Consider the following 18704-nt stretch of genomic DNA (forward strand, 5'->3'; position numbering starts at 1 on the left):
TTGACAATTGCTATCATAATTTTGCTGTTTACAAAAAATATCTTATTTATCAAGGTATAAGTTGATAGTTTGGATTATATTGTAGCAGATATATCATGCTGTTATAATGTGGATATAAAGAAATAAGTGTATTATTAAATTGGAGATAATTATATGATAATAGAAGAAGATGAGTATTGATTTGGATTAATTGAAAATATTTCATATTACTTATAACCAGTTGATTTTTTAGAATATGATTATTATATACTAAAACATTCAATTATATAAGTGTTTTTTGATTAGATTTGTTTAGTTTTTATGGTAAAATAAGAAAATATATGATTTGTATATTATGAATATTTCAAACTGGGGTGGAAGAGAATTTACGGAGGACAATGAAATATGAACAAATTAATTTTAAGACGTATTATATCTGTTGAAGATAAGAATATATTTATAAGTGAAATTCAAGAAGCTTTTCAAGAAGCTTATATAAAAGAATTTGGAAAATTTGAAAAAATAATTCTTCCAATAGAGGACATTGAAGAATCATTTGAAACTAAAGGCGCTGAAGCCTATATTGCAGAAGTTAATGGTGTAAGAGTTGGTGGTACAATAATAGCAGTAGATGATAAAACCGGGTATAATTCACTCCATCTTTTATATGTGAAGTCAGGTTCACAAAATGCTGGAAATGGATTTAAGATATGGAAATCAATTGAAGAATTACATCCAGAAACAAAGATTTGGGAAACACATACACCATATTATGATAAGCGAAACATTCATTTTTATGTAAATCGTTGTGGCTTCAAGATTGTAGAATTTTTTAATCCAAAACATAAAGATCCACATCAAATAAGTGATACTGCTGGAAATATTCCCCCAGAAAACAATTATTTTTTTAGATTTGAAAAAGAAATGAAGTAAATAATTTAGAATTTACAAGATTGTATAAAAAATAAACAAGATTAAATTTCTTGTTTATTTTTTTCACCCCATTCACACAATTGCTCTAAAATTGGCATTAATGATTTTCCTTTTTCAGATAAATAGTATTCAACTTTTGGTGGAATTTCTTGATATTCTTTTCTTATAATAAGTCCACAATCTTCTAAAGTTTTCAAATTAGAAGTTAGTGTTTTAAAAGAAATAGGATCTAAAAATCTTCTTAATCATTATATCTAAATGTGCCATAACATGCTAAAGAATATAATATGGGTAATTTATATTTTCCAGATATTAAAGACATACTATATGAAAAACCTGTATCTTGAAAATTTATTCCCTTTTCTATACACTTATTCATTTTACACTCTCCTTTAGGTAAGTACTTTACAAAAATATTATGCATTTATATAATATTTTTGTAAATAGTTTTAGAGGAGGATTTTAAAATGAGAAGAAATATTAAAACTACTGAGGCGATATTTCCAATGCCTGTGTTAATGATAGCAACATATAATGAAGATGGAAGTATTGATGTCATGAATGCAGCATGGGGAACTATGTTATCTCGAAATCATGTTATTCTTAACTTGACAGAAACACATAAAACCGTTAAGAATATTAAGGAAAGAAAAGCATTTACTGTTAGTATAGCTGATAGTAAACATGTTGTAGAAGCTGATTATTTTGGGGTGGTATCAGGAAATAATACACCAAACAAATTTGAAAATAGTGGATTAACAACTACAAAATCACAAAATGTGGATGCACCAGTTATAAATGAATTTCCTATTTGCTTTGAATGTGAATTTATAGAATATCAAGATGGTGAATATGGTTGTGGAGTAATAGGCAAAGTAATAAATGTAACTGTTGATGAAAGTGTTATGAATGGAGAAAATGTTGATATTGAATTGGTTAATGCTATTGCATTTGATCCATATACTCATGGTTATTATAAAGTTACAGAAAGAGTTGGTAATGCTTTTAAAGATGGTCTACAATTAAAAAAATGAAAGGTAAATTTATAGGATAGATAATTTGAAAGTGATTTAAAAATAAATGTACTTCTTTATTATTTGAGAAATCTTTTTTCTTATTTACCTTAAATTAAAAATTGTTAATCTTTTTATGTTGTAATTACTTAGATAAATTCTAGTTTATAAAGATATTTAAATAAATATTAACACTACAATAACTGATATGTGGGATAGAATTATATTATTATGCTTATATTTGAATATGAACTGAATGAATATATGATTGACTTAAGAATTGTGCTTATGTGTCGATGTAAAAAGTTAGAAGTGCACTTCTGATTTTTCTATGAAAGATTCTGTTTTTAGATTAAAAAACAAGATTATCCGTATAAATACTATATTTAATGAGGTTTAAAGGGGAAAATATCAAGGAAATTACAACGAATTTTGCAACAAACGAAAGAGCCTTGAATAACGACTTATGAAAAGAAAGACATGGTTATGAGATAATAGTAAAAAAATATTTCAAAAGAAAAGACCAAGGAAATCCTAGGTCTTAAACAAGTCTGAATGGAAAATTATTTGATTATTTCTGCGTCAGTCATAGTATATGTATCCAAAGAATTTTCTTTAACTTGGATACATATATAAGTAATCGGTGAATTTTCTCCAGCAAAAAATTGACGTTTAGCTGCTGGAGAAATTTTAATCCAATCGCCCGCTGTTAATGCTATCTCTTCATCGTCAATAATGGCTTTGCCGTTTCCTGAAATAATACCATAGATTTCTTCATTGTATTTATGGCAATGGACAAATGGTACGCATTCACCAGCCGGTAAAGTGTTAATACTAATTTCTGCTCCAGTCAAAGATAATGTTTCATGCAATTCTGTTCTTGCTTCATTTGTAATGTGTGTGTGTTTAAAATTTGACATATTTTTATCCTCCTAATAATTTGTAAAACATTTAATTGTTTTTACAACTGAAATTATACATGTTTGCAGTGATGTTTGGTAGTACGCACTTTTTTGTAACTGTGTATTATTTATAGAATGTGTAGTATAATAAAAAAACAGGAAGGTATAAGACATATGAAGAAAAAAGAAGATTTGCCAGAATGTCCTATTGCAACGACAATATCATTAATTGGAAGCAAATGGAAATTGCTTATTATAAGAAATTTAATGAAACGTTCTTGGCGGTTCAACGAACTTCAAAAGTCATTAGATGGTATTTCGCAAAAGGTACTTACAGAAAGTTTAAGACAATTAACAGAAGATGGTCTTGTATATAGAAAAGACTATAAAACAAATCCACCTAAAGTTGAGTATGGAATGACAGAATTAGGCAAGAAATTGGTGCATGTTTTGAAATCCATGGAGGAATTTGGCAATTTTTATAAATCATTATAAAAATATTTATTGACTTTTTTCTTTGAAAAACAGTACACATACTAAGTATGCTTATAAATATACTTTTTGGAGAAATTTAGGAAATAAAAAATTTATTTATAACTATTTTATAATAAATGAAAGTGACTTATATAGAGATAGATACAAAGGAATGGTACTAAAATATTGAACTTGCATATTTGGTAATAAAGATGTAACTATTGACATTACAATAAAGTGATTTTATAATTATAATGAGAAAGCGAGGATTAATTATGCAAATTTCAAGTCGTTTTACAATTGCAGTTCATATATTTGCTTGTATTGATACTTTTAAAAATGATTTTAAAATAACAAGTGATTTTTTAGCGTCAAGTGTGAATGTTAACCCTGTTATCATTCGTAAAATACTATCGCAGTTAAAATCAGCTGATCTAGTAACAGTTCAGCGCGGTAGTGGTGGAGCAACGATCACAAAAGAACTTGATGAAATTAGTTTTCTTGACATCTACCATGCTGTAGATTGTATTGAAAAAGGAGAATTGTTCCACTTCCATGAAAATCCAAATAGTAATTGCCCTGTTGGAAGAAATATTCATAATGTTCTGGATAGTAAACTAGAACAAGTACAAAGTGCTCTGGAAAATGAACTAAAACAGATTACATTAGCAGACGTAATGAAAGATACCCAGTACTATATTGCAAAAGAGAATAAAGAATAATTTATAACACTCTATATGAAACAGATTTCTTGTAAGAGATTTGCTTAATACATATAGAGTGTTTTTTATGCAAAAAAATTAGTTGTAACTATTGACATTACATCAAATTAGAGTTATGCTTTAGTTGTAATAAAGAAAGTTACAACAAAGAAATCAATATTATGACAATATTTTCAAAACTGTTCAATAAAAATTTAAAGGAGGAAACAAAAATGACACAGATTGAAAAAGCATTAGAACTTATTAACACATTTGCAACAGGAGACACAAAAAAGGCTGAATCACTTTTAGCTGAGGGATATATTCAGCATAATCTTGCCTATGGTACAGGTCGTGATGCCTTTGTAGGAAGTGTTGCTTATCTAGCATCTGCCCCAATAAAAACAACAGTAAAAAATATTCGCGCATTTGAAGATGGTGACAAAGTATTTCTTCATAATGTTTACAACTTTGCTGGTGCTGGTGAACAAGTTGCGTTTGACATTTTTCGTTTTGACAACGAGGGGAAAATTGCAGAACATTGGGATAATCTTGCCACAAAAGCAAAACCTAATCCATCTGGACGTACACAGATTGACAATGTATCAGAAGTTATTGATTTAGATAAAACAGAAGAAAATCGCCAGATTGTCAAGAATTTCTTGTTTGATGTGATGCAGGGAAACAATGCACAAAAAACACCAGAATATTTTGAGGGTGATATTTATATTCAGCATAACACAAGTATTGCTGACGGTTTATCAGGACTTGGTGCAGCATTAGAAGCATTGGCTAAAGAAAATATTCAAATGATTTATACAACAGTTCATCAAGTGTTAGCACAAGGAAATTATGTGTTAGCTGTCAGCGAAGGAACATTTGGCGGTGTGCCAACAAGCTACTATGATTTATGGCGAGTAGAAAACGGCAAGATTGCGGAACATTGGGACGTTATGGAAACCATTGCGGACAAATCAATTTGGCAGAATACAAATGGCAAATTTTAAGGAACGCAAGCAGAGTTAGTAAAATAGCTCTGCTTATTAACAATGGAGGATAAAAATGGACACACGCAGTTATTTAGAGTATCTGACAAATCAAATACATACAGTTATCATGGCGACAATAGACAATTTGGGAAATCCCTTTACTTGTGCGATTGATATTATGGATTTTGACGAACAAGGTTTATATTTTCTGACTGCAAAAGGAAAAAAATTATATGAGCGATTAAAACAGAATAACACAATATCCATAACAGGCTTACAAGGCGATAACACTCTTTCTAGTAGAACAATTACGATATATGGAAAAGTAAAAGAAATTGGTTTGCTTCGTTTATCAACACTTTTTGAAAAAAATCCATATATGTATAAAATATATCCGACAAAAGAAGGTCGCAAAGCTTTAACAGTTTTTCAAATATATCAAGGAAACGGTGAATTTTTTGATTTAAGTGTACATCCAATTTTCAGAGAAAGATTTTCTTTTGGAAATTGCGTATTGGAAAGAGGAGGTATGTTTTGCATCAGTGATAACTGTATCAATTGTGATAAGTGCATTTCTGTCTGTCCTCAAAAATGTATCGTCTATGAAAATAACCAGACGACTATTTTACAGGAACATTGTCTGCATTGTGGAAACTGCTACAACATTTGTCCTGTAAAAGCTGTTGAAAAGGAGTGATAAAGATATGACACAGGAAGAAAGATTAGATTATTTGATACATTATTTGTTAAACGAAAATGAGCAGTATCAAGGATTTAACATTTTGAGCAATGAAACAGATAAGAAAAGGCTGCTGCGTTCGCTAATGAATGTTCGTCCACCAAAAAAAATTCCCCAGAATTTTTTAAATATCCAAGATCTATATTTACAAGAAGAACTAAAAAAACAAAAAATAATTTCTATAGAAGAATTAGTTTCAGTGCAAAAAGGACTATATTTATGGCAGGGTGATATCACAAAACTGAAAGCAGATGCCATTGTAAACGCTGGAAATAGCGCATTATTAGGCTGTTTTATTCCTTGCCATGGATGTATTGATAATGCGATACATTCTTATGCAGGTGTTCAGCTGCGTTTGGAATGTCAGCATATCATGGAAAAACAAGGAATGCCAGAACCGACAGGAAAGGCGAAAATCACAAAAGGCTATAATCTTCCTGCAAAATATGTATTGCATACAGTCGGACCGATCATACGAGGAAAATTAACGGAAAAAGATTGTGAATTATTGGCATCTTGTTATCGCTCTTGTTTGGAATTAGCTGATGCGTATCGATTAAAGTCGATTGCATTTTGCTGCATATCAACAGGAGAATTTCACTTTCCTAATGATATGGCAGGGTATATTGCAGTCAATACAGTAAAAGATTATTTAAAACAAACGAATTCAAAAATCGAGGTGATATTCAATGTTTTCAAAGAAGAAGATTATCAGATCTATAAGCGATTATTGGGATAACATCAAAAATCTTAAAAAAGTAATAAATAATGCCGATGCAATTGTTATAGGCGCTGGAGCAGGACTTTCTACTTCAGCCGGATTAGAATATGGTGGAAAAAGATTTTTTGATAATTTTTCAGATTTTGTGGATAAATATGGTTTACAGGATATGTATTCAGCGGGTTTTTATCCGTTTGAAACATTAGAGGAATATTGGGCATATTGGAGTCGCCACATTATGCTAAATCGCTATCAGACAGATATTGGTAAACCTTATATAGATTTATTGTCCTTAGTAAAAGATAAAGATTATTTTATTGTGACAACGAATGTCGATCATTGTTTTCAAAGAACAGGATTTGATAAACAGCGCCTGTTTTATACCCAAGGGGATTATGGGCTTTGGCAGTGCTCTAAAGCCTGTCATCAAGAAACTTATGATAACGAAAAACAAGTCAAGGAAATGGCTGTAAAGCAAAAAAATATGAATGTACCAGCTGATTTAATCCCCTATTGTCCTCATTGTGGAGCACCTATGACAATGAATTTACGTATTGATGACAAATTTGTTCAAGATGAGGGATGGTATTTGGCTTCAAATAGATATCATGATTTTTTAAAACGACATGAAGATCTTCATATTTTATTTTTAGAATTAGGTGTTGGAAATAATACGCCAGTAATTATAAAATATCCTTTTTGGAAGATGACAGCCAAAAATAAACATGCTGTATATGGATGTATCAATTATCAGGATGCTTCTTGCCCGATTCAAATTGAAAAACAGTCTATTTGTATTCAAGAAGATATTGGAAAGGTCATTCATGATTTGTTATCAGTATGATAAATGATCACGGTTAAGACATTTATAGCAGAATTAATAGATATTGGATTATTTTCACAATCAAGACAAACGAAGTAATCTGGTGGTTAAAGGCAGTGCGTTATAACATTGATGTTTACTAAAAATGTACGGAAATAAAAACATTAGATAAAATAACAACAAAATATTGACACTAATAAAAAATAGTTATATGATTTCTATAAAGAAACCGATGAAGTGGAGATAAAAATAGATCGTGCACTTACAGAGAGCTTGGATGGTGGAAACAAGCAGAACGCAGCCTATTAAATGGACCACGGAGGGCAAAGTGAAAAGCATTAGCTTAGTATTCTTTGACGTAAGACTTACGTAAGTAGTCATAGATGTGATAGCATCTACTAAGGGCACGAGTGTATCGTGAAACAAGGTGGCACCGCGGAATATTATATTATCCGTCCTTGACAGAATTATTTTCTGTCGGGACGGTTTTTTATTTAAAAAGAAGGAGGAAAAAGCGATGTATTATCCAACATTAGATCAGGTAAAAGAAATAATAAAAAATAACGAATATGATTTAGTTCCTATTAGTAAAGAAATTTATGGTGATAGTATTACACCGATTGAAGTTATGCGAATTTTAAAAAATTATAGCAAACACTGTTATATGTTAGAAAGTGTGGATGATACAAAACGCTGGGGTCGCTATACTTTTATGGGATATAAGCCAAAAAGCGAAATAACTTGTTTAAATAATGTTATGAATGTTGATGGTAAAGAGTTTAAAGTTGATCATCCTGGAATATATATAAAAGAATTATTAAAACGTTATCGGAGCCCTAAAATTGCTGGTTTACCAACTTTTACTGGTGGTTTAGTAGGTTACTTTGCTTATGATTATTTTAAATATAGTGAACCAGTATTGAATTTAAAAAGTGATGATAAAGAGGGGTTTAATGATGTTGATTTAATGTTATTTGATCAGGTTATTTGTTTTGATAATTATAAACAGAAGATTATTTTGATTGCAAATGCCAAGGTCAAAGATCTTGATGACAGTTATCAAAAAGCAACTGCTAAGCTCGATAAATTACATGAATTGATTATCAAAGGACTAAAGGCAAGAATTGAGCCGTTAAAATTAAAGGGTGAATTTAATCCTTTATTTAGTCAAGATGAGTATTGCTCGATGGTGAATAAAGCTAAGAAATATATTAAAGAAGGAGATATTTTTCAAATTGTTTTATCAAATCATTTAGAAGCTAAGGCTTCTGGTAGTTTATTTGACACATATCGAGTTTTAAGAACCACAAACCCTTCACCTTATATGTTTTATTTTTCTAGTGATAATCAAGAAATTGCCGGAGCTTCACCAGAAACTTTAGTAAAGCTTGAAGATCAAACTCTATATACTTATCCTTTAGCAGGAACCCGACCAAGAGGTAAAGATGAACGTGAAGATAAACAGTTTGAAGAAATTTTATTGACAGATCAAAAAGAGCTGGCTGAACATAATATGTTAGTAGATCTAGGAAGAAATGATATTGGTAAAATTGCTAAGTTTGGCAGTGTTACAGTAGAAAAATACTTGGAAATCTTGAGATTTTCACATGTTATGCACATTGGTTCGACAGTATCGGGAACGATTTTAGATAATTTAGAAGCTGTTGATGCTATTGATGCTTTACTTCCAGCTGGAACATTATCAGGGGCACCCAAGATTCGGGCTTGTCAAATCATTAATGAATTAGAAAATGATCGTCGTGGTATTTATGGTGGTGCGGTTGGATATATTGATTTTACGGGAAATTTAGATACTTGTATTGCTATTCGTTTGGCATATAAAAAGAATGATAAAGTTCATGTTCGCAGTGGGGCAGGAATTGTTTATGATAGTATACCGGAGAATGAGTATCAAGAATGCTTAAATAAAGCTAAAGCTGTTGTTAAGGCATTAGAGATAGCTAATGGAGGAATAGAACAATGATATTATTAATTGATAATTATGATAGTTTTGCATATAACTTATATCAGCTGATTGGATCGATTGATAAAAAAATCAAGGTGATTCGTAATGATGAGATGACAGTTGATCAAATTGAAAAATTAAATCCTGATGTAATTATTATTTCTCCAGGACCAGGAAAACCTAGTGAAGCCGGTAATATTGAAGAAGTTATTAAATATTTTTATGATAAAAAACCAATTTTAGGCGTATGTTTAGGCCATCAGGCTATTTGTGAAGCATTTGGCAGTACAATTACCTATGCTAAAGAATTGATGCATGGTAAGAGCTCGATAATTGAAATAACAGATGATAAGATTTTTAAAGGTGTTGAAAAAAAGACAAAAGTTGCAAGATATCATTCTTTAGCGGTAAAAAAAGATACTTTGGCTAAAGAATTAAAAATTATTGCATTAAGTGATGATGATGAAGTTATGGCTGTTAAACATCAGGATTATCCAGTTTATGGGTTACAGTTTCATCCGGAATCGATTTTAACTAGTCAAGGAAAATTAATGATCAAAAATTTTTTGGAGGTAAATGAAAATGATTAAAGAAGCGATTATTAAATTATCAAAAAAAATTGATTTAACTAAAGAAGAAGCATATGAATGTATGAATGAAATCATGAATGGTGAAGCCAGTGATATTCAAATGAGCAGTTATTTAACAGCTTTAAGTTTAAAAGGCGAAACGATTGATGAAATCACAGGAAGTGCTGCAGGAATGCGGGAGCACTGTATAAAATTATTAAATGATGAAGATGTTTTAGAAATCGTTGGAACTGGTGGTGATGGTTCTAATTCATTTAATATTTCAACGACATCATCGATCGTAATTGCAGCAAGTGGAGTGAAAGTAGCTAAGCATGGTAATCGGGCGGCCAGTTCTAAATGTGGAGCGGCTGATGTTTTAGAAAAATTAGGAGTAAAAATTGATGTATCACCTGAAAAAAGTGCTACAATATTGAACAAGATTAATATCTGCTTCTTATTTGCTCAAAATTATCATATTGCAATGAAATATGTAGCTCCAGTAAGGCGCGAGTTAGGAATCAGGACCGTATTCAATATTTTAGGACCTTTAACTAATCCGGCCGGAGCTAGTAAACAGGTAATGGGAGTATATGATGAGACATTAGTCGAACCATTGGCTAAAGTTTTAAGTAATTTAGGTGTCAAAAGAGCCATGGTAGTATATGGACAAGATTGTTTAGATGAAATTTCTCTTTCTGCTCCAACTAGTGTTTGTGAAGTAAAAGATGGTAAATATGCTCGCTATGTAATTACTCCAGAACAATTTGGGTTTAAACGTTGTGTCAAAGGAGATCTAGTTGGCGGTGATCCTGAATATAATGCTAAGATCACTCGTGAGATTTTAAGCGGTAAAAAAGGTCCTCAGCGTGATGCGGTATTATTAAATGCTGGGGCAGCGATTTATATTGCAGGTCGTAGTGAAACGATGCAAGAAGGAATTGAATTAGCAGCTAAATTGATTGATGAAGGGAAAGCTTTAGCTAAACTTGAACAGTTCATTGAAGAAACTAATAGATAAAGGGGTTATGAAAATGATTATTGATGATATTGTTGAAAGAACTAAAGAAAGAGTAGCTGAAAATAAAAAAAGAAATTCGATTGATAAATTAGCAAAATTGGCTTTTGATCAACCAATTAACAAAGATTATCCTTTTGAAAAAGCTTTACGTAAACCAGGAATGTCATATATTATGGAAGTAAAAAAAGCTTCACCTTCAAAAGGGGTAATTACCCAAAATTTTGATTATAAAACAATTGCTAAAGAATATGAAGATATTGGAGCAGCCGCTATTTCTGTTTTGACAGAACCAGACTTTTTTAAAGGGGATGATGATTTCTTAGCAGAAATTGCAAAAATTGTTAAAATACCAGTGTTGAGAAAAGATTTTGTAGTAGATGAATATATGATCTATGAAGCTAAATTATTAGGTGCTGATGCAGTGTTGTTGATATGCAGTGTTTTAGATGAAATAACTTTGATGCGTTGTTTAAATTTAGCTGAGCGTTTAGGGATGAGTGCTTTAGTCGAGGCGCATAGTTCAATGCAGGTAAAAAAAGCTTTACGAGTAGGCGCAAAAATTATTGGAGTCAATAATCGTGATTTAAGAAATTTTGAAGTAGATATGAAAAATAGTATTGAATTACGTTCGATGGTACCTGATGATATTGTTTTTGTTTCTGAAAGCGGCATTAAAACATATGATGATATCAAAATTTTAGAGGAAAACAAAGTTGATGCGGTTTTAGTTGGTGAAATATTGATGCGTAGTCATGATAAACGAAAAACTTTTGAAATTTTACAGGGGTTAAGAAAACCAGATCATGAAAATTAAGATTTGTGGTTTGTTTAGAAGTGATGATATTGATTATGTAAATGAAGCCAAACCTGATTATGCTGGATTTGTTTTTGCCCAAAGTAAGCGTCAAGTAAATTTTGATCAGGCCAAACAATTAAAAGCAAAGTTAGATAAACAAATAAAAGCAGTAGGCGTTTTTGTTGATAGTCCAATTGCAGATATCGTCAATTTAGTGAATCAAGAAGTAATTGAGGTGGTTCAGCTTCATGGCAGTGAGGATAACATTTATCTACAACAATTAAAGCAATTTATTGATGTTCCCATCATCAAAGCAATCAAAGTAGATCACGCTAGTGATTTAGATGATCTAAATTACGATGTTGATTATTATTTATTAGATAATAAAATTAGCGGCAGTGGTGAAAGTTTTGACTGGTCGTTGATCAAACAATTGGATAAACCATTTTTTCTCGCTGGTGGAATTGATTTAACTAATTTAAATGATGCTTTGAAAATAAAATGTTTTAGTTTAGATGTCAGTAGTGGAGTTGAAACTAAGGGAATTAAAGATCGTAACAAAATTAATGAAATAGTAAGGAGAGTTAGAAATGGCGACAGGTAGATATGGAATACATGGGGGTCAATATATTCCAGAAACATTGATGAATGAGATCCATCATGTAGAAAAAGCATATGAGTTTTATAAAAATGATCCAGAATTTAATCAGGAATTAGATAAATTATTAAAAGAATACGCTGGCAGACCATCACTTTTATATTATGCAAAAAAAATGACAGAAGATTTAGGTGGAGCTAAAGTATATTTAAAACGTGAAGATCTAAATCATACTGGATCTCATAAAATTAATAATGTATTAGGTCAAGTGTTGATGGCTAAAAAAATGGGGAAAACGCGCGTAATTGCTGAAACTGGAGCAGGACAGCATGGGGTAGCAACAGCAACTGCAGCAGCTCTTTTAGGGCTTGAATGTGAAATCTTTATGGGGAAAGAAGACACTGATCGGCAAGCTTTAAATGTTTATCGAATGGAACTTTTAGGAGCTAAAGTTCATAGTGTGACTAGTGGAACGATGACTTTAAAAGATGCTGTTAATGAGACGATGCGTGAATGGACAAAACGGGTCGATGATACTTTATATGTTTTGGGTTCTGTTATGGGACCACATCCTTTTCCCATGATCGTTAGAGATTTTCAAAGTGTTATCTCTAAAGAAGCAAGAGACCAGATCTTAGAATATGAAGGAAAATTACCAACGGCAGTCATGGCTTGTGTTGGTGGCGGTAGCAATGCAATGGGAATGTTCTATAATTTTATTAACGATTCTTCAGTTCAATTGATTGGTTGTGAAGCAGCTGGTAAGGGGGTTGATACAGCTTTAACAGCAGCAACGATCAATACCGGAACATTGGGTGTATTTCATGGGATGAAATCATATTTTTGTCAAGATGAATATGGTCAAATAGCACCTGTTTATTCGATTTCAGCTGGTTTGGATTATCCCGGAATTGGACCGGAACATGCGCATTTACATGATATTGGTAGAGCAAAATATGTACCCGTAACTGATGATGAAGCAGTAGCTGCTTTTGAATACTTAGCGAGAATGGAGGGAATCATTTGTGCAATCGAAAGTGCTCATGCTGTAGCTCATGCTCGTAAGATCGTTCCCACAATGAAAAAAGATGATATTGTTATTATTTGTTTATCAGGACGTGGCGATAAAGATGTCGCAGCTATTGCAAGATATCAGGGGGTGAATATTCATGATTAGAATTAATGAAGTTTTTAAAGATAAAAAAGCCTTTATTGGTTTTTTAACAGCTGGGGATCCCTGTCTGGAAAAAACGATCGAATATATTTTAGAAATGGAAAAAGCAGGGGCCTCTTTAATTGAAATTGGTATTCCTTTTAGTGATCCAATTGCTGAAGGACCAGTTATCCAGGAAGCTAATATTCGAGCATTAACAAATAACATGACAACTGATAAAGTATTTGAAATTGTTAAAGAAATCAGAAAAGTTTCCAACATACCATTATGTTTAATGACCTATTTAAACCCTGTATTTCATTATGGTTATGATAACTTCTTTAAAAAATGCCAGGAAGTAGGTATCGATGGAATAATTATTCCTGACTGTCCTTTTGAAGAAAGCAAAGAAGTTAGTGATATTTGTTATCAATATGATGTTGATTTAATTTCGATGATTGCACCAACATCTAAAGAAAGAACATTAGAGATTGCAAAACAGGCAAGAGGCTTTATTTATCTTGTTTCTTCAATGGGAGTAACAGGTATGCGTAGTAAGATCGTTACAGATATTGAAGGAATTGTAGAATTAATTAAATCCGTTACTGATACGCCTGTAGCAGTTGGGTTTGGAATTAATAATCAAGAACAGGTAAAGCATTTTGCATCGATCGCTGATGGTGTAATCGTTGGTAGTGCGATAGTTAATATCATCAAGGAAAATGGGGCTGATGCTAATAAACCATTGTATGATTATGTAAAATCATTGACTGATGTTATGTAAAATATATGTAGATGACTAGATGTCGTTAGACTTCTAGTCTTTTTTTGATTTTTTATAACAGTAAAAAATCAAGTGACAAATTTCATAGAGAATAATAGCTAAAATAAAGATATGTTATTATATGCATTTGAAAAGGGGCGTTATAATGAAGAAAATTATAAATTTATTTATTAGTTTAATGATCTTGACGGCGTGCAGGACCATAGATCCTGCACCACCAGCAGCTATAAAACAGATAAAACAAACTAATATTTTTTTAGAAAAAATAAATGAAAATAAACAAATATTAGTACTATATTATGATCCTTATGATTTACTTGATGAAATAAATGCAATGATTCAAAAAAAGCTGCTTGTTGATTTATATGAAATAGGAGTCAATGATTCATTATCATTAGAAAAATATGATTTGATTTTAATTGGAAGTGTAATTCAAAATAATCAAGTTTCGATAGAATTAAAAAACTTTTTAAGTGAATATGATTTTAATGGTAAAGATGTATCATTTTATTGGTTTGAGGATGATGATTATGAAGAATATGAAAAAAACATTTGTGAATATGTAAAAAATGCCAATATATTATCCAGCTTTGTTTTAAATAATAACGAAGTTTCAAAGCCAGAATTAGTTGATCCTTTACTAGATGGCTGGTTAACTTCTGTTTATACTCCAGTCAATCAATGATTTTAATATTTGATACATAATCGATAAATGTGGTATTATGACAGTATAAAATAATTGATTTGGGGGGCATTATGAAAGAATATCATTTAATTGAACCAGTATATAATAAAGAATCACAAATATTGATTTTAGGATCATTTCCATCAGTAAAATCAAGAGAGGGTAATTTTTTTTATCATCATCCTCAAAATCGTTTTTGGAAAATTTTAGCTAATATCTATGATCATGAGCCATTAGAAACAATATCTCAAAAAAAACAATTTTTATTAGAAAATCATCTTGCCCTATGGGATGTAATTGCTAGTTGTGAAATAAATGGTTCTAGCGACAGTAGTATTAAAAATGTAACGGTTAATGATTTAGAAAAGATCATTAACCAAAGCACAATAACTCATATTTATACAAACGGTAATTTAGCAGATAAGTTATATCATCGATATTTTGATGATATAATTGATTTGCCGGTGATTAAACTACCATCATCTTCACCAGCTAATGCCTGTTATTCGTTAGAAAAATTAATTGATCATTGGCAGATCATTAGAAATGTTGAGCAGAAGATAAAATAATATTATAAATAGAAACAAATGATCTTAGATAATATATATTTAATAATAGTCAAAGCAAAATTAGTAGAGTTTAAAATGATTGGAGTAATAATATGGAAACTGATCTTACAAAGGGAAATATAACAAAATCATTACTATTATTTTCATTACCGATGATTTTGGGGAATCTACTGCAACAGTTATATAATGTGGCAGATACTTTTATTGTTGGTAAATATATCGGTTCTGATGCTTTAGCGGCAGTAGGATCTTCATTTACAATAATGACGTTTTTGACTTCGATTATTTTAGGTTTATGTATGGGAAGCGGTATTTTATTTTCGATGTTATATGGAGCTAAACAGACAGATAAAATGAAAATATCTTTTTTTGTTTCTTTTATAGCTGTGGGAATTATTACTATATTATTAGAAGGAATCTGTATATTTGCAATTCATCCTATTTTAACTTTTATGAACATTCCTAAAGATATTTATCAAATAACATATGATTATTTAATTATTATATTTATTGGACTTATATTTACATTTATTTATAATTATTTTGCTTCATTACTAAGAGCATTAGGAAATTCTAAAATACCACTATTATTTCTAGGAATTGCTTCAATTATTAATATTGTTTTAGATATCTTTTTTATTGTAAATGTTAATATGAAAGTATCAGGTGCAGCTCTAGCAACATTACTTGCCCAAATTTTTAGTGCTTTAGGTATTATGTTATATGTCTTGGTTTTTAAAAAGGAACTTATCCCTCAAAAACAACATTGTCATTTTGATTATGAAATCTTTAAAAAGATAAAAGATTATTCATTGTTGACATGTATCCAGCAATCAGTAATGAATTTTGGTATTTTAATGATTCAAGGATTAGTAAATAGTTTTGGAATAATAACGATGTCTGCTTTTGCAGCAGCTGTTAAAATTGATTCATTTGCTTATATGCCAGTTCAGGATTTTGGTAATGCATTTTCAACATATATTGCTCAAAATAAAGGTGCCAATTTACAAGATAGAATAAAAAAAGGCTTAAAAGCAGCAATTAAAGCAGCAGTAATCTTTTGTTTAATTATTTCTTTTTTAGTTTTTATTTTTGCAGATAATTTAATGATGATATTTATCGATGGATCTAAAGTAGAAATAATTAGGGAGGGAGTTGCATATCTTAGAATAGAAGGTGCTTGTTATTTAGGAATTGGTTGTTTATTTTTATTATATGGATATTATCGCGGTATCGGTAAACCGGGGATATCTGTTGTATTGACGGTAGTATCTTTAGGTACTAGGGTTTTACTTGCGTACTTATTAGCACCGGTATTTGGGACACAGGCAATTTGGTGGTCGATACCAATTGGCTGGTTTTTAGCTGATATGATAGGAATAATATGTGGTATTAAAAAAGAAAAATGGTTATAAAAATATCGAGAAAAGGATTACTTATTTTCTCGATGTTTTATTTTATGATGATTTTAATAATCAAATATATAAAATGATATTATAAATAATGTATATGTTGACTCATGAATGATTAGTGATTATAATATAAATGTAGAGATAATAAAAAGAAATAAAAGCAATTCAACAATTAATTTGATAGGTTAGGAGGGAAGATTTTTATATCACGATTGTTAGTTTTGTTTGAAATATTTTTAAGATGAATATTTTATTGAAATTTAAAGAAAGTATTTGTAAGAGATAAAATATTTTATGGAATAAAGAAAGATTATAAATAATTAAGTATTGGATTATTTCTTGATACTTTTATAATAGTTTTAAAGTAAAATATAATTTTAGGAGAAATTTAAATGTGAAAAAAATTAAATGGATAATTTTATTTGTGGCTGGTGTATGTGTTTTAGTAGTGGGGTTCTTTTTTACAAACTCATATGATTTTGTATTAAAAAATCATTCTATCCAAGAATTGATTAATGAATCTTTTGCAACATCATTAGATGAAAACGCATCTGTTATTTATGAAGTAGATACCATAAAAGGTTTTGATCGAGATGGTGAAAGATATTTAATATTGGATTATAGTAGTAGTGATATTGGAGATATTGAAGAAAATTTTGTTAAAGAGAGCGATTCTTCATTTGAAAATGAAGTAAGTAAAATTTTGCATGAGATTGATATTGATAATAAATATTTACCCTTATTTACAGATGATTACTATTCAAAAGAAATAGATTATTCAAATAGAGATGATAAGCTTTATTTAATTTATTTTCCAGAAAAGAAACAATTATATGCTTTAGCTTATTATATATAATTTAAAGTGATGAAAAGTTGATACTCAAAGCCAGAATAATAATATTGTAATCTTGAATTATAGAGAGGACGAGAATTATATGTTGAAATATATAGCAGCAGTATTTATAACTATAATCGGTTTTTTATCATTGTTTGCAATATTGATGATTCCTTTTATGAATTATACAGGAGAGCTGTTTTGGATATTATGTAGTGCTTTAACACTATCTATTCAAATGTCGATAATAGCAGTATATTTTAATAATAAGAGAGAATAAATTGTATTTGATATTAAAACGTTTATGACAGTTATATAAAATCAAAAAGCCAGGTATAAATTAGCACCTGGTTTTGATAAAATATTACATATGCTAATAAAAAATATCTTTCAATTTGAAAAGGGTATAACATCGCTTTTTTATAGTATGAATTAAAAGTTGATATAATTTGCTTAATGTTTCTAATAGAATATACGATCATAGTTTGCAGCAACGACGAGTAAATTTTTTCTGGCTAAAAAGTATGATAAAATATAGATGACAGGGAGAGTATGGGATCATGCTCTCTTTATTTTTTCTAATAAAATCAAAAAAAGGATGAAGGGCTATGAAAAAAACAAGAAAAGAAAAAAGAATTTCAGAAAGCAGTTTTGGAAGTTTTAAAGAACTTATCAAAATCATCAGACATTATTTTCCTGATTTCAATAAGCAGTTATCACTGATTGATGATCCAAGACATCAAAGTTATATCACCTATAAGCAGGAAGAAATACTATTTACGAGAATCATAAGCTACTGTTGTCAGTTGAAAAGCATGAAGGAAATCAATAGAGAACTTAACAATGATAATGTCATCAAATCATTCAAACTTCTTTTTAGAAAAGAATTAGAAGAAATACCACATGGAGATACGATAAACAGTTATCTCAAAGAAGTAGCGATCAATCAGCTAAGAAATATCCTGTATGAAATGGTCAGACATCTCATGAATAAAAAGTTTTTTGACGGATTCAAAATAAATAACGAATATTATCATGTCAT

The 18704-nt window shown here is 30.2% G+C and carries 24 protein-coding genes and 1 other annotated feature; of the genes, 21 read left to right on the forward strand and 3 right to left on the reverse strand.

Annotated features, from left to right (window positions below; genetic code table 11):
* The first annotated feature begins 384 nt into the window (after positions 1–384).
* Positions 385–912 (forward strand): GNAT family N-acetyltransferase, encoded by a 528-nt coding sequence (locus BR82_RS0107345; protein WP_027089657.1) that lies wholly within the window; start codon positions 385–387, stop codon positions 910–912.
* A gap of 41 nt (positions 913–953) precedes the next feature.
* Here the strand turns inward: BR82_RS0107345 and BR82_RS17675 are convergent, their stop codons facing one another.
* Together BR82_RS17675 and BR82_RS17680 are read right to left on the reverse strand one after the other, a co-directional pair.
* Positions 954–1109 (reverse strand): winged helix-turn-helix transcriptional regulator, encoded by a 156-nt coding sequence (locus BR82_RS17675; RefSeq protein WP_240474528.1) that lies wholly within the window; start codon positions 1107–1109, stop codon positions 954–956.
* Between the two features lie 44 nt (positions 1110–1153).
* The gene (locus tag BR82_RS17680; RefSeq protein WP_240474529.1) at positions 1154–1291 is read right to left on the reverse strand and encodes a hypothetical protein; all 138 of its coding nucleotides are present in this window, start codon (positions 1289–1291) and stop codon (positions 1154–1156) included.
* A gap of 88 nt (positions 1292–1379) precedes the next feature.
* Between BR82_RS17680 and BR82_RS0107355 the strand changes: the two genes are divergently transcribed.
* On the forward strand, positions 1380–1946 hold the full coding sequence (locus BR82_RS0107355) for a flavin reductase family protein (RefSeq protein WP_027089658.1): 567 nt from the start codon (positions 1380–1382) through the stop codon (positions 1944–1946).
* Positions 1947–2488: 542 nt separating this feature from the next.
* Here BR82_RS0107355 and BR82_RS0107360 read toward each other — a convergent pair.
* On the reverse strand, positions 2489–2845 hold the full coding sequence (locus BR82_RS0107360) for a cupin domain-containing protein (protein ID WP_027089659.1): 357 nt from the start codon (positions 2843–2845) through the stop codon (positions 2489–2491).
* Between the two features lie 156 nt (positions 2846–3001).
* Between BR82_RS0107360 and BR82_RS0107365 the strand changes: the two genes are divergently transcribed.
* The 19 genes from BR82_RS0107365 to BR82_RS0107455 form a co-directional block, all read left to right on the forward strand.
* A complete protein-coding gene (locus BR82_RS0107365; protein ID WP_027089660.1) occupies positions 3002–3322 on the forward strand; it encodes a winged helix-turn-helix transcriptional regulator in 321 nt (106 codons plus the stop codon).
* 254 nt (positions 3323–3576) lie between these two features.
* Entirely contained in the window at positions 3577–4023 is a 447-nt protein-coding gene (locus BR82_RS0107370; protein WP_027089661.1) for an Rrf2 family transcriptional regulator, read from the forward strand.
* A gap of 212 nt (positions 4024–4235) precedes the next feature.
* Entirely contained in the window at positions 4236–5009 is a 774-nt protein-coding gene (locus tag BR82_RS0107375; protein WP_027089662.1) for a nuclear transport factor 2 family protein, read from the forward strand.
* A 55-nt stretch (positions 5010–5064) separates the two neighbouring features.
* The gene (locus BR82_RS0107380; RefSeq protein WP_027089663.1) at positions 5065–5688 is read left to right on the forward strand and encodes a 4Fe-4S binding protein; all 624 of its coding nucleotides are present in this window, start codon (positions 5065–5067) and stop codon (positions 5686–5688) included.
* Between the two features lie 7 nt (positions 5689–5695).
* The gene (locus BR82_RS0107385; RefSeq protein WP_027089664.1) at positions 5696–6469 is read left to right on the forward strand and encodes a protein-ADP-ribose hydrolase; all 774 of its coding nucleotides are present in this window, start codon (positions 5696–5698) and stop codon (positions 6467–6469) included.
* Positions 6420–7295, forward strand: a complete 876-nt coding sequence (locus BR82_RS0107390) for an SIR2 family NAD-dependent protein deacylase (RefSeq protein ID WP_027089665.1) — start codon at positions 6420–6422, stop codon at positions 7293–7295. Before BR82_RS0107385 ends, BR82_RS0107390 begins: the two co-directional genes overlap by 50 nt.
* 202 nt (positions 7296–7497) lie before the next feature.
* Positions 7498–7737: a binding site (T-box leader), on the forward strand.
* Between the two features lie 54 nt (positions 7738–7791).
* Positions 7792–9258: an anthranilate synthase component I gene (trpE, locus tag BR82_RS0107395; protein WP_027089666.1), complete on the forward strand. Its 1467-nt coding sequence runs from the start codon at positions 7792–7794 to the stop codon at positions 9256–9258.
* Complete coding sequence (locus tag BR82_RS0107400) at positions 9255–9830, forward strand: anthranilate synthase component II (protein WP_027089667.1); 576 nt, start codon at positions 9255–9257, stop codon at positions 9828–9830. Before trpE ends, BR82_RS0107400 begins: the two co-directional genes overlap by 4 nt.
* Positions 9823–10830, forward strand: coding sequence for an anthranilate phosphoribosyltransferase (gene trpD, locus BR82_RS0107405; RefSeq protein WP_027089668.1), 1008 nt, complete (start codon positions 9823–9825; stop codon positions 10828–10830). Before BR82_RS0107400 ends, trpD begins: the two co-directional genes overlap by 8 nt.
* A gap of 13 nt (positions 10831–10843) precedes the next feature.
* Positions 10844–11644 (forward strand): indole-3-glycerol phosphate synthase TrpC, encoded by an 801-nt coding sequence (trpC, locus tag BR82_RS0107410; RefSeq protein WP_027089669.1) that lies wholly within the window; start codon positions 10844–10846, stop codon positions 11642–11644.
* Positions 11634–12230, forward strand: coding sequence for a phosphoribosylanthranilate isomerase (locus BR82_RS0107415; protein WP_027089670.1), 597 nt, complete (start codon positions 11634–11636; stop codon positions 12228–12230). The genes trpC and BR82_RS0107415 overlap by 11 nt, the downstream gene beginning before the upstream one ends.
* Positions 12217–13401, forward strand: coding sequence for a tryptophan synthase subunit beta (gene trpB / locus BR82_RS0107420; RefSeq protein ID WP_027089671.1), 1185 nt, complete (start codon positions 12217–12219; stop codon positions 13399–13401). Before BR82_RS0107415 ends, trpB begins: the two co-directional genes overlap by 14 nt.
* Positions 13394–14161, forward strand: coding sequence for a tryptophan synthase subunit alpha (trpA, locus tag BR82_RS0107425; protein WP_027089672.1), 768 nt, complete (start codon positions 13394–13396; stop codon positions 14159–14161). The genes trpB and trpA overlap by 8 nt, the downstream gene beginning before the upstream one ends.
* A gap of 145 nt (positions 14162–14306) precedes the next feature.
* Positions 14307–14846: a flavodoxin family protein gene (locus tag BR82_RS0107430; RefSeq protein WP_027089673.1), complete on the forward strand. Its 540-nt coding sequence runs from the start codon at positions 14307–14309 to the stop codon at positions 14844–14846.
* A 71-nt stretch (positions 14847–14917) separates the two neighbouring features.
* Complete coding sequence (locus BR82_RS0107435; RefSeq protein WP_027089674.1) at positions 14918–15415, forward strand: DNA-deoxyinosine glycosylase; 498 nt, start codon at positions 14918–14920, stop codon at positions 15413–15415.
* 92 nt (positions 15416–15507) lie between these two features.
* Positions 15508–16830 (forward strand): MATE family efflux transporter, encoded by a 1323-nt coding sequence (locus BR82_RS0107440; RefSeq protein ID WP_027089675.1) that lies wholly within the window; start codon positions 15508–15510, stop codon positions 16828–16830.
* Positions 16831–17221: 391 nt separating this feature from the next.
* Positions 17222–17683: a hypothetical protein gene (locus tag BR82_RS0107445; protein ID WP_027089676.1), complete on the forward strand. Its 462-nt coding sequence runs from the start codon at positions 17222–17224 to the stop codon at positions 17681–17683.
* A 79-nt stretch (positions 17684–17762) separates the two neighbouring features.
* Positions 17763–17942, forward strand: coding sequence for a hypothetical protein (locus BR82_RS0107450; protein ID WP_024722198.1), 180 nt, complete (start codon positions 17763–17765; stop codon positions 17940–17942).
* Positions 17943–18270: 328 nt separating this feature from the next.
* A partial coding sequence (locus tag BR82_RS0107455; protein WP_027089677.1) for a transposase family protein occupies positions 18271–18704 on the forward strand: 434 nt, incomplete at its 3' end.

The organism is Thomasclavelia saccharogumia DSM 17460 (assembly GCF_000686665.1).
Lineage (GTDB): Bacteria > Bacillota_I > Bacilli_A > Erysipelotrichales > Coprobacillaceae > Thomasclavelia > Thomasclavelia saccharogumia.

Coding starts and splice junctions, on each gene's coding strand:
- BR82_RS0107345 (WP_027089657.1), top strand. CDS start 385: ATGAACAAATTAATTTTAAGACGTATTATATCTGTTGAAGATAAGAAT.
- BR82_RS17680 (WP_240474529.1), bottom strand. CDS start 1,291: ATGAATAAGTGTATAGAAAAGGGAATAAATTTTCAAGATACAGGTTTT.
- BR82_RS0107355 (WP_027089658.1), top strand. CDS start 1,380: ATGAGAAGAAATATTAAAACTACTGAGGCGATATTTCCAATGCCTGTG.
- BR82_RS0107360 (WP_027089659.1), bottom strand. CDS start 2,845: ATGTCAAATTTTAAACACACACACATTACAAATGAAGCAAGAACAGAA.
- BR82_RS0107365 (WP_027089660.1), top strand. CDS start 3,002: ATGAAGAAAAAAGAAGATTTGCCAGAATGTCCTATTGCAACGACAATA.
- BR82_RS0107370 (WP_027089661.1), top strand. CDS start 3,577: ATGCAAATTTCAAGTCGTTTTACAATTGCAGTTCATATATTTGCTTGT.
- BR82_RS0107375 (WP_027089662.1), top strand. CDS start 4,236: ATGACACAGATTGAAAAAGCATTAGAACTTATTAACACATTTGCAACA.
- BR82_RS0107380 (WP_027089663.1), top strand. CDS start 5,065: ATGGACACACGCAGTTATTTAGAGTATCTGACAAATCAAATACATACA.
- BR82_RS0107385 (WP_027089664.1), top strand. CDS start 5,696: ATGACACAGGAAGAAAGATTAGATTATTTGATACATTATTTGTTAAAC.
- BR82_RS0107390 (WP_027089665.1), top strand. CDS start 6,420: ATGTTTTCAAAGAAGAAGATTATCAGATCTATAAGCGATTATTGGGAT.
- trpE (WP_027089666.1), top strand. CDS start 7,792: ATGTATTATCCAACATTAGATCAGGTAAAAGAAATAATAAAAAATAAC.
- BR82_RS0107400 (WP_027089667.1), top strand. CDS start 9,255: ATGATATTATTAATTGATAATTATGATAGTTTTGCATATAACTTATAT.
- trpD (WP_027089668.1), top strand. CDS start 9,823: ATGATTAAAGAAGCGATTATTAAATTATCAAAAAAAATTGATTTAACT.
- trpC (WP_027089669.1), top strand. CDS start 10,844: ATGATTATTGATGATATTGTTGAAAGAACTAAAGAAAGAGTAGCTGAA.
- BR82_RS0107415 (WP_027089670.1), top strand. CDS start 11,634: ATGAAAATTAAGATTTGTGGTTTGTTTAGAAGTGATGATATTGATTAT.
- trpB (WP_027089671.1), top strand. CDS start 12,217: ATGGCGACAGGTAGATATGGAATACATGGGGGTCAATATATTCCAGAA.
- trpA (WP_027089672.1), top strand. CDS start 13,394: ATGATTAGAATTAATGAAGTTTTTAAAGATAAAAAAGCCTTTATTGGT.
- BR82_RS0107430 (WP_027089673.1), top strand. CDS start 14,307: ATGAAGAAAATTATAAATTTATTTATTAGTTTAATGATCTTGACGGCG.
- BR82_RS0107435 (WP_027089674.1), top strand. CDS start 14,918: ATGAAAGAATATCATTTAATTGAACCAGTATATAATAAAGAATCACAA.
- BR82_RS0107440 (WP_027089675.1), top strand. CDS start 15,508: ATGGAAACTGATCTTACAAAGGGAAATATAACAAAATCATTACTATTA.
- BR82_RS0107450 (WP_024722198.1), top strand. CDS start 17,763: ATGTTGAAATATATAGCAGCAGTATTTATAACTATAATCGGTTTTTTA.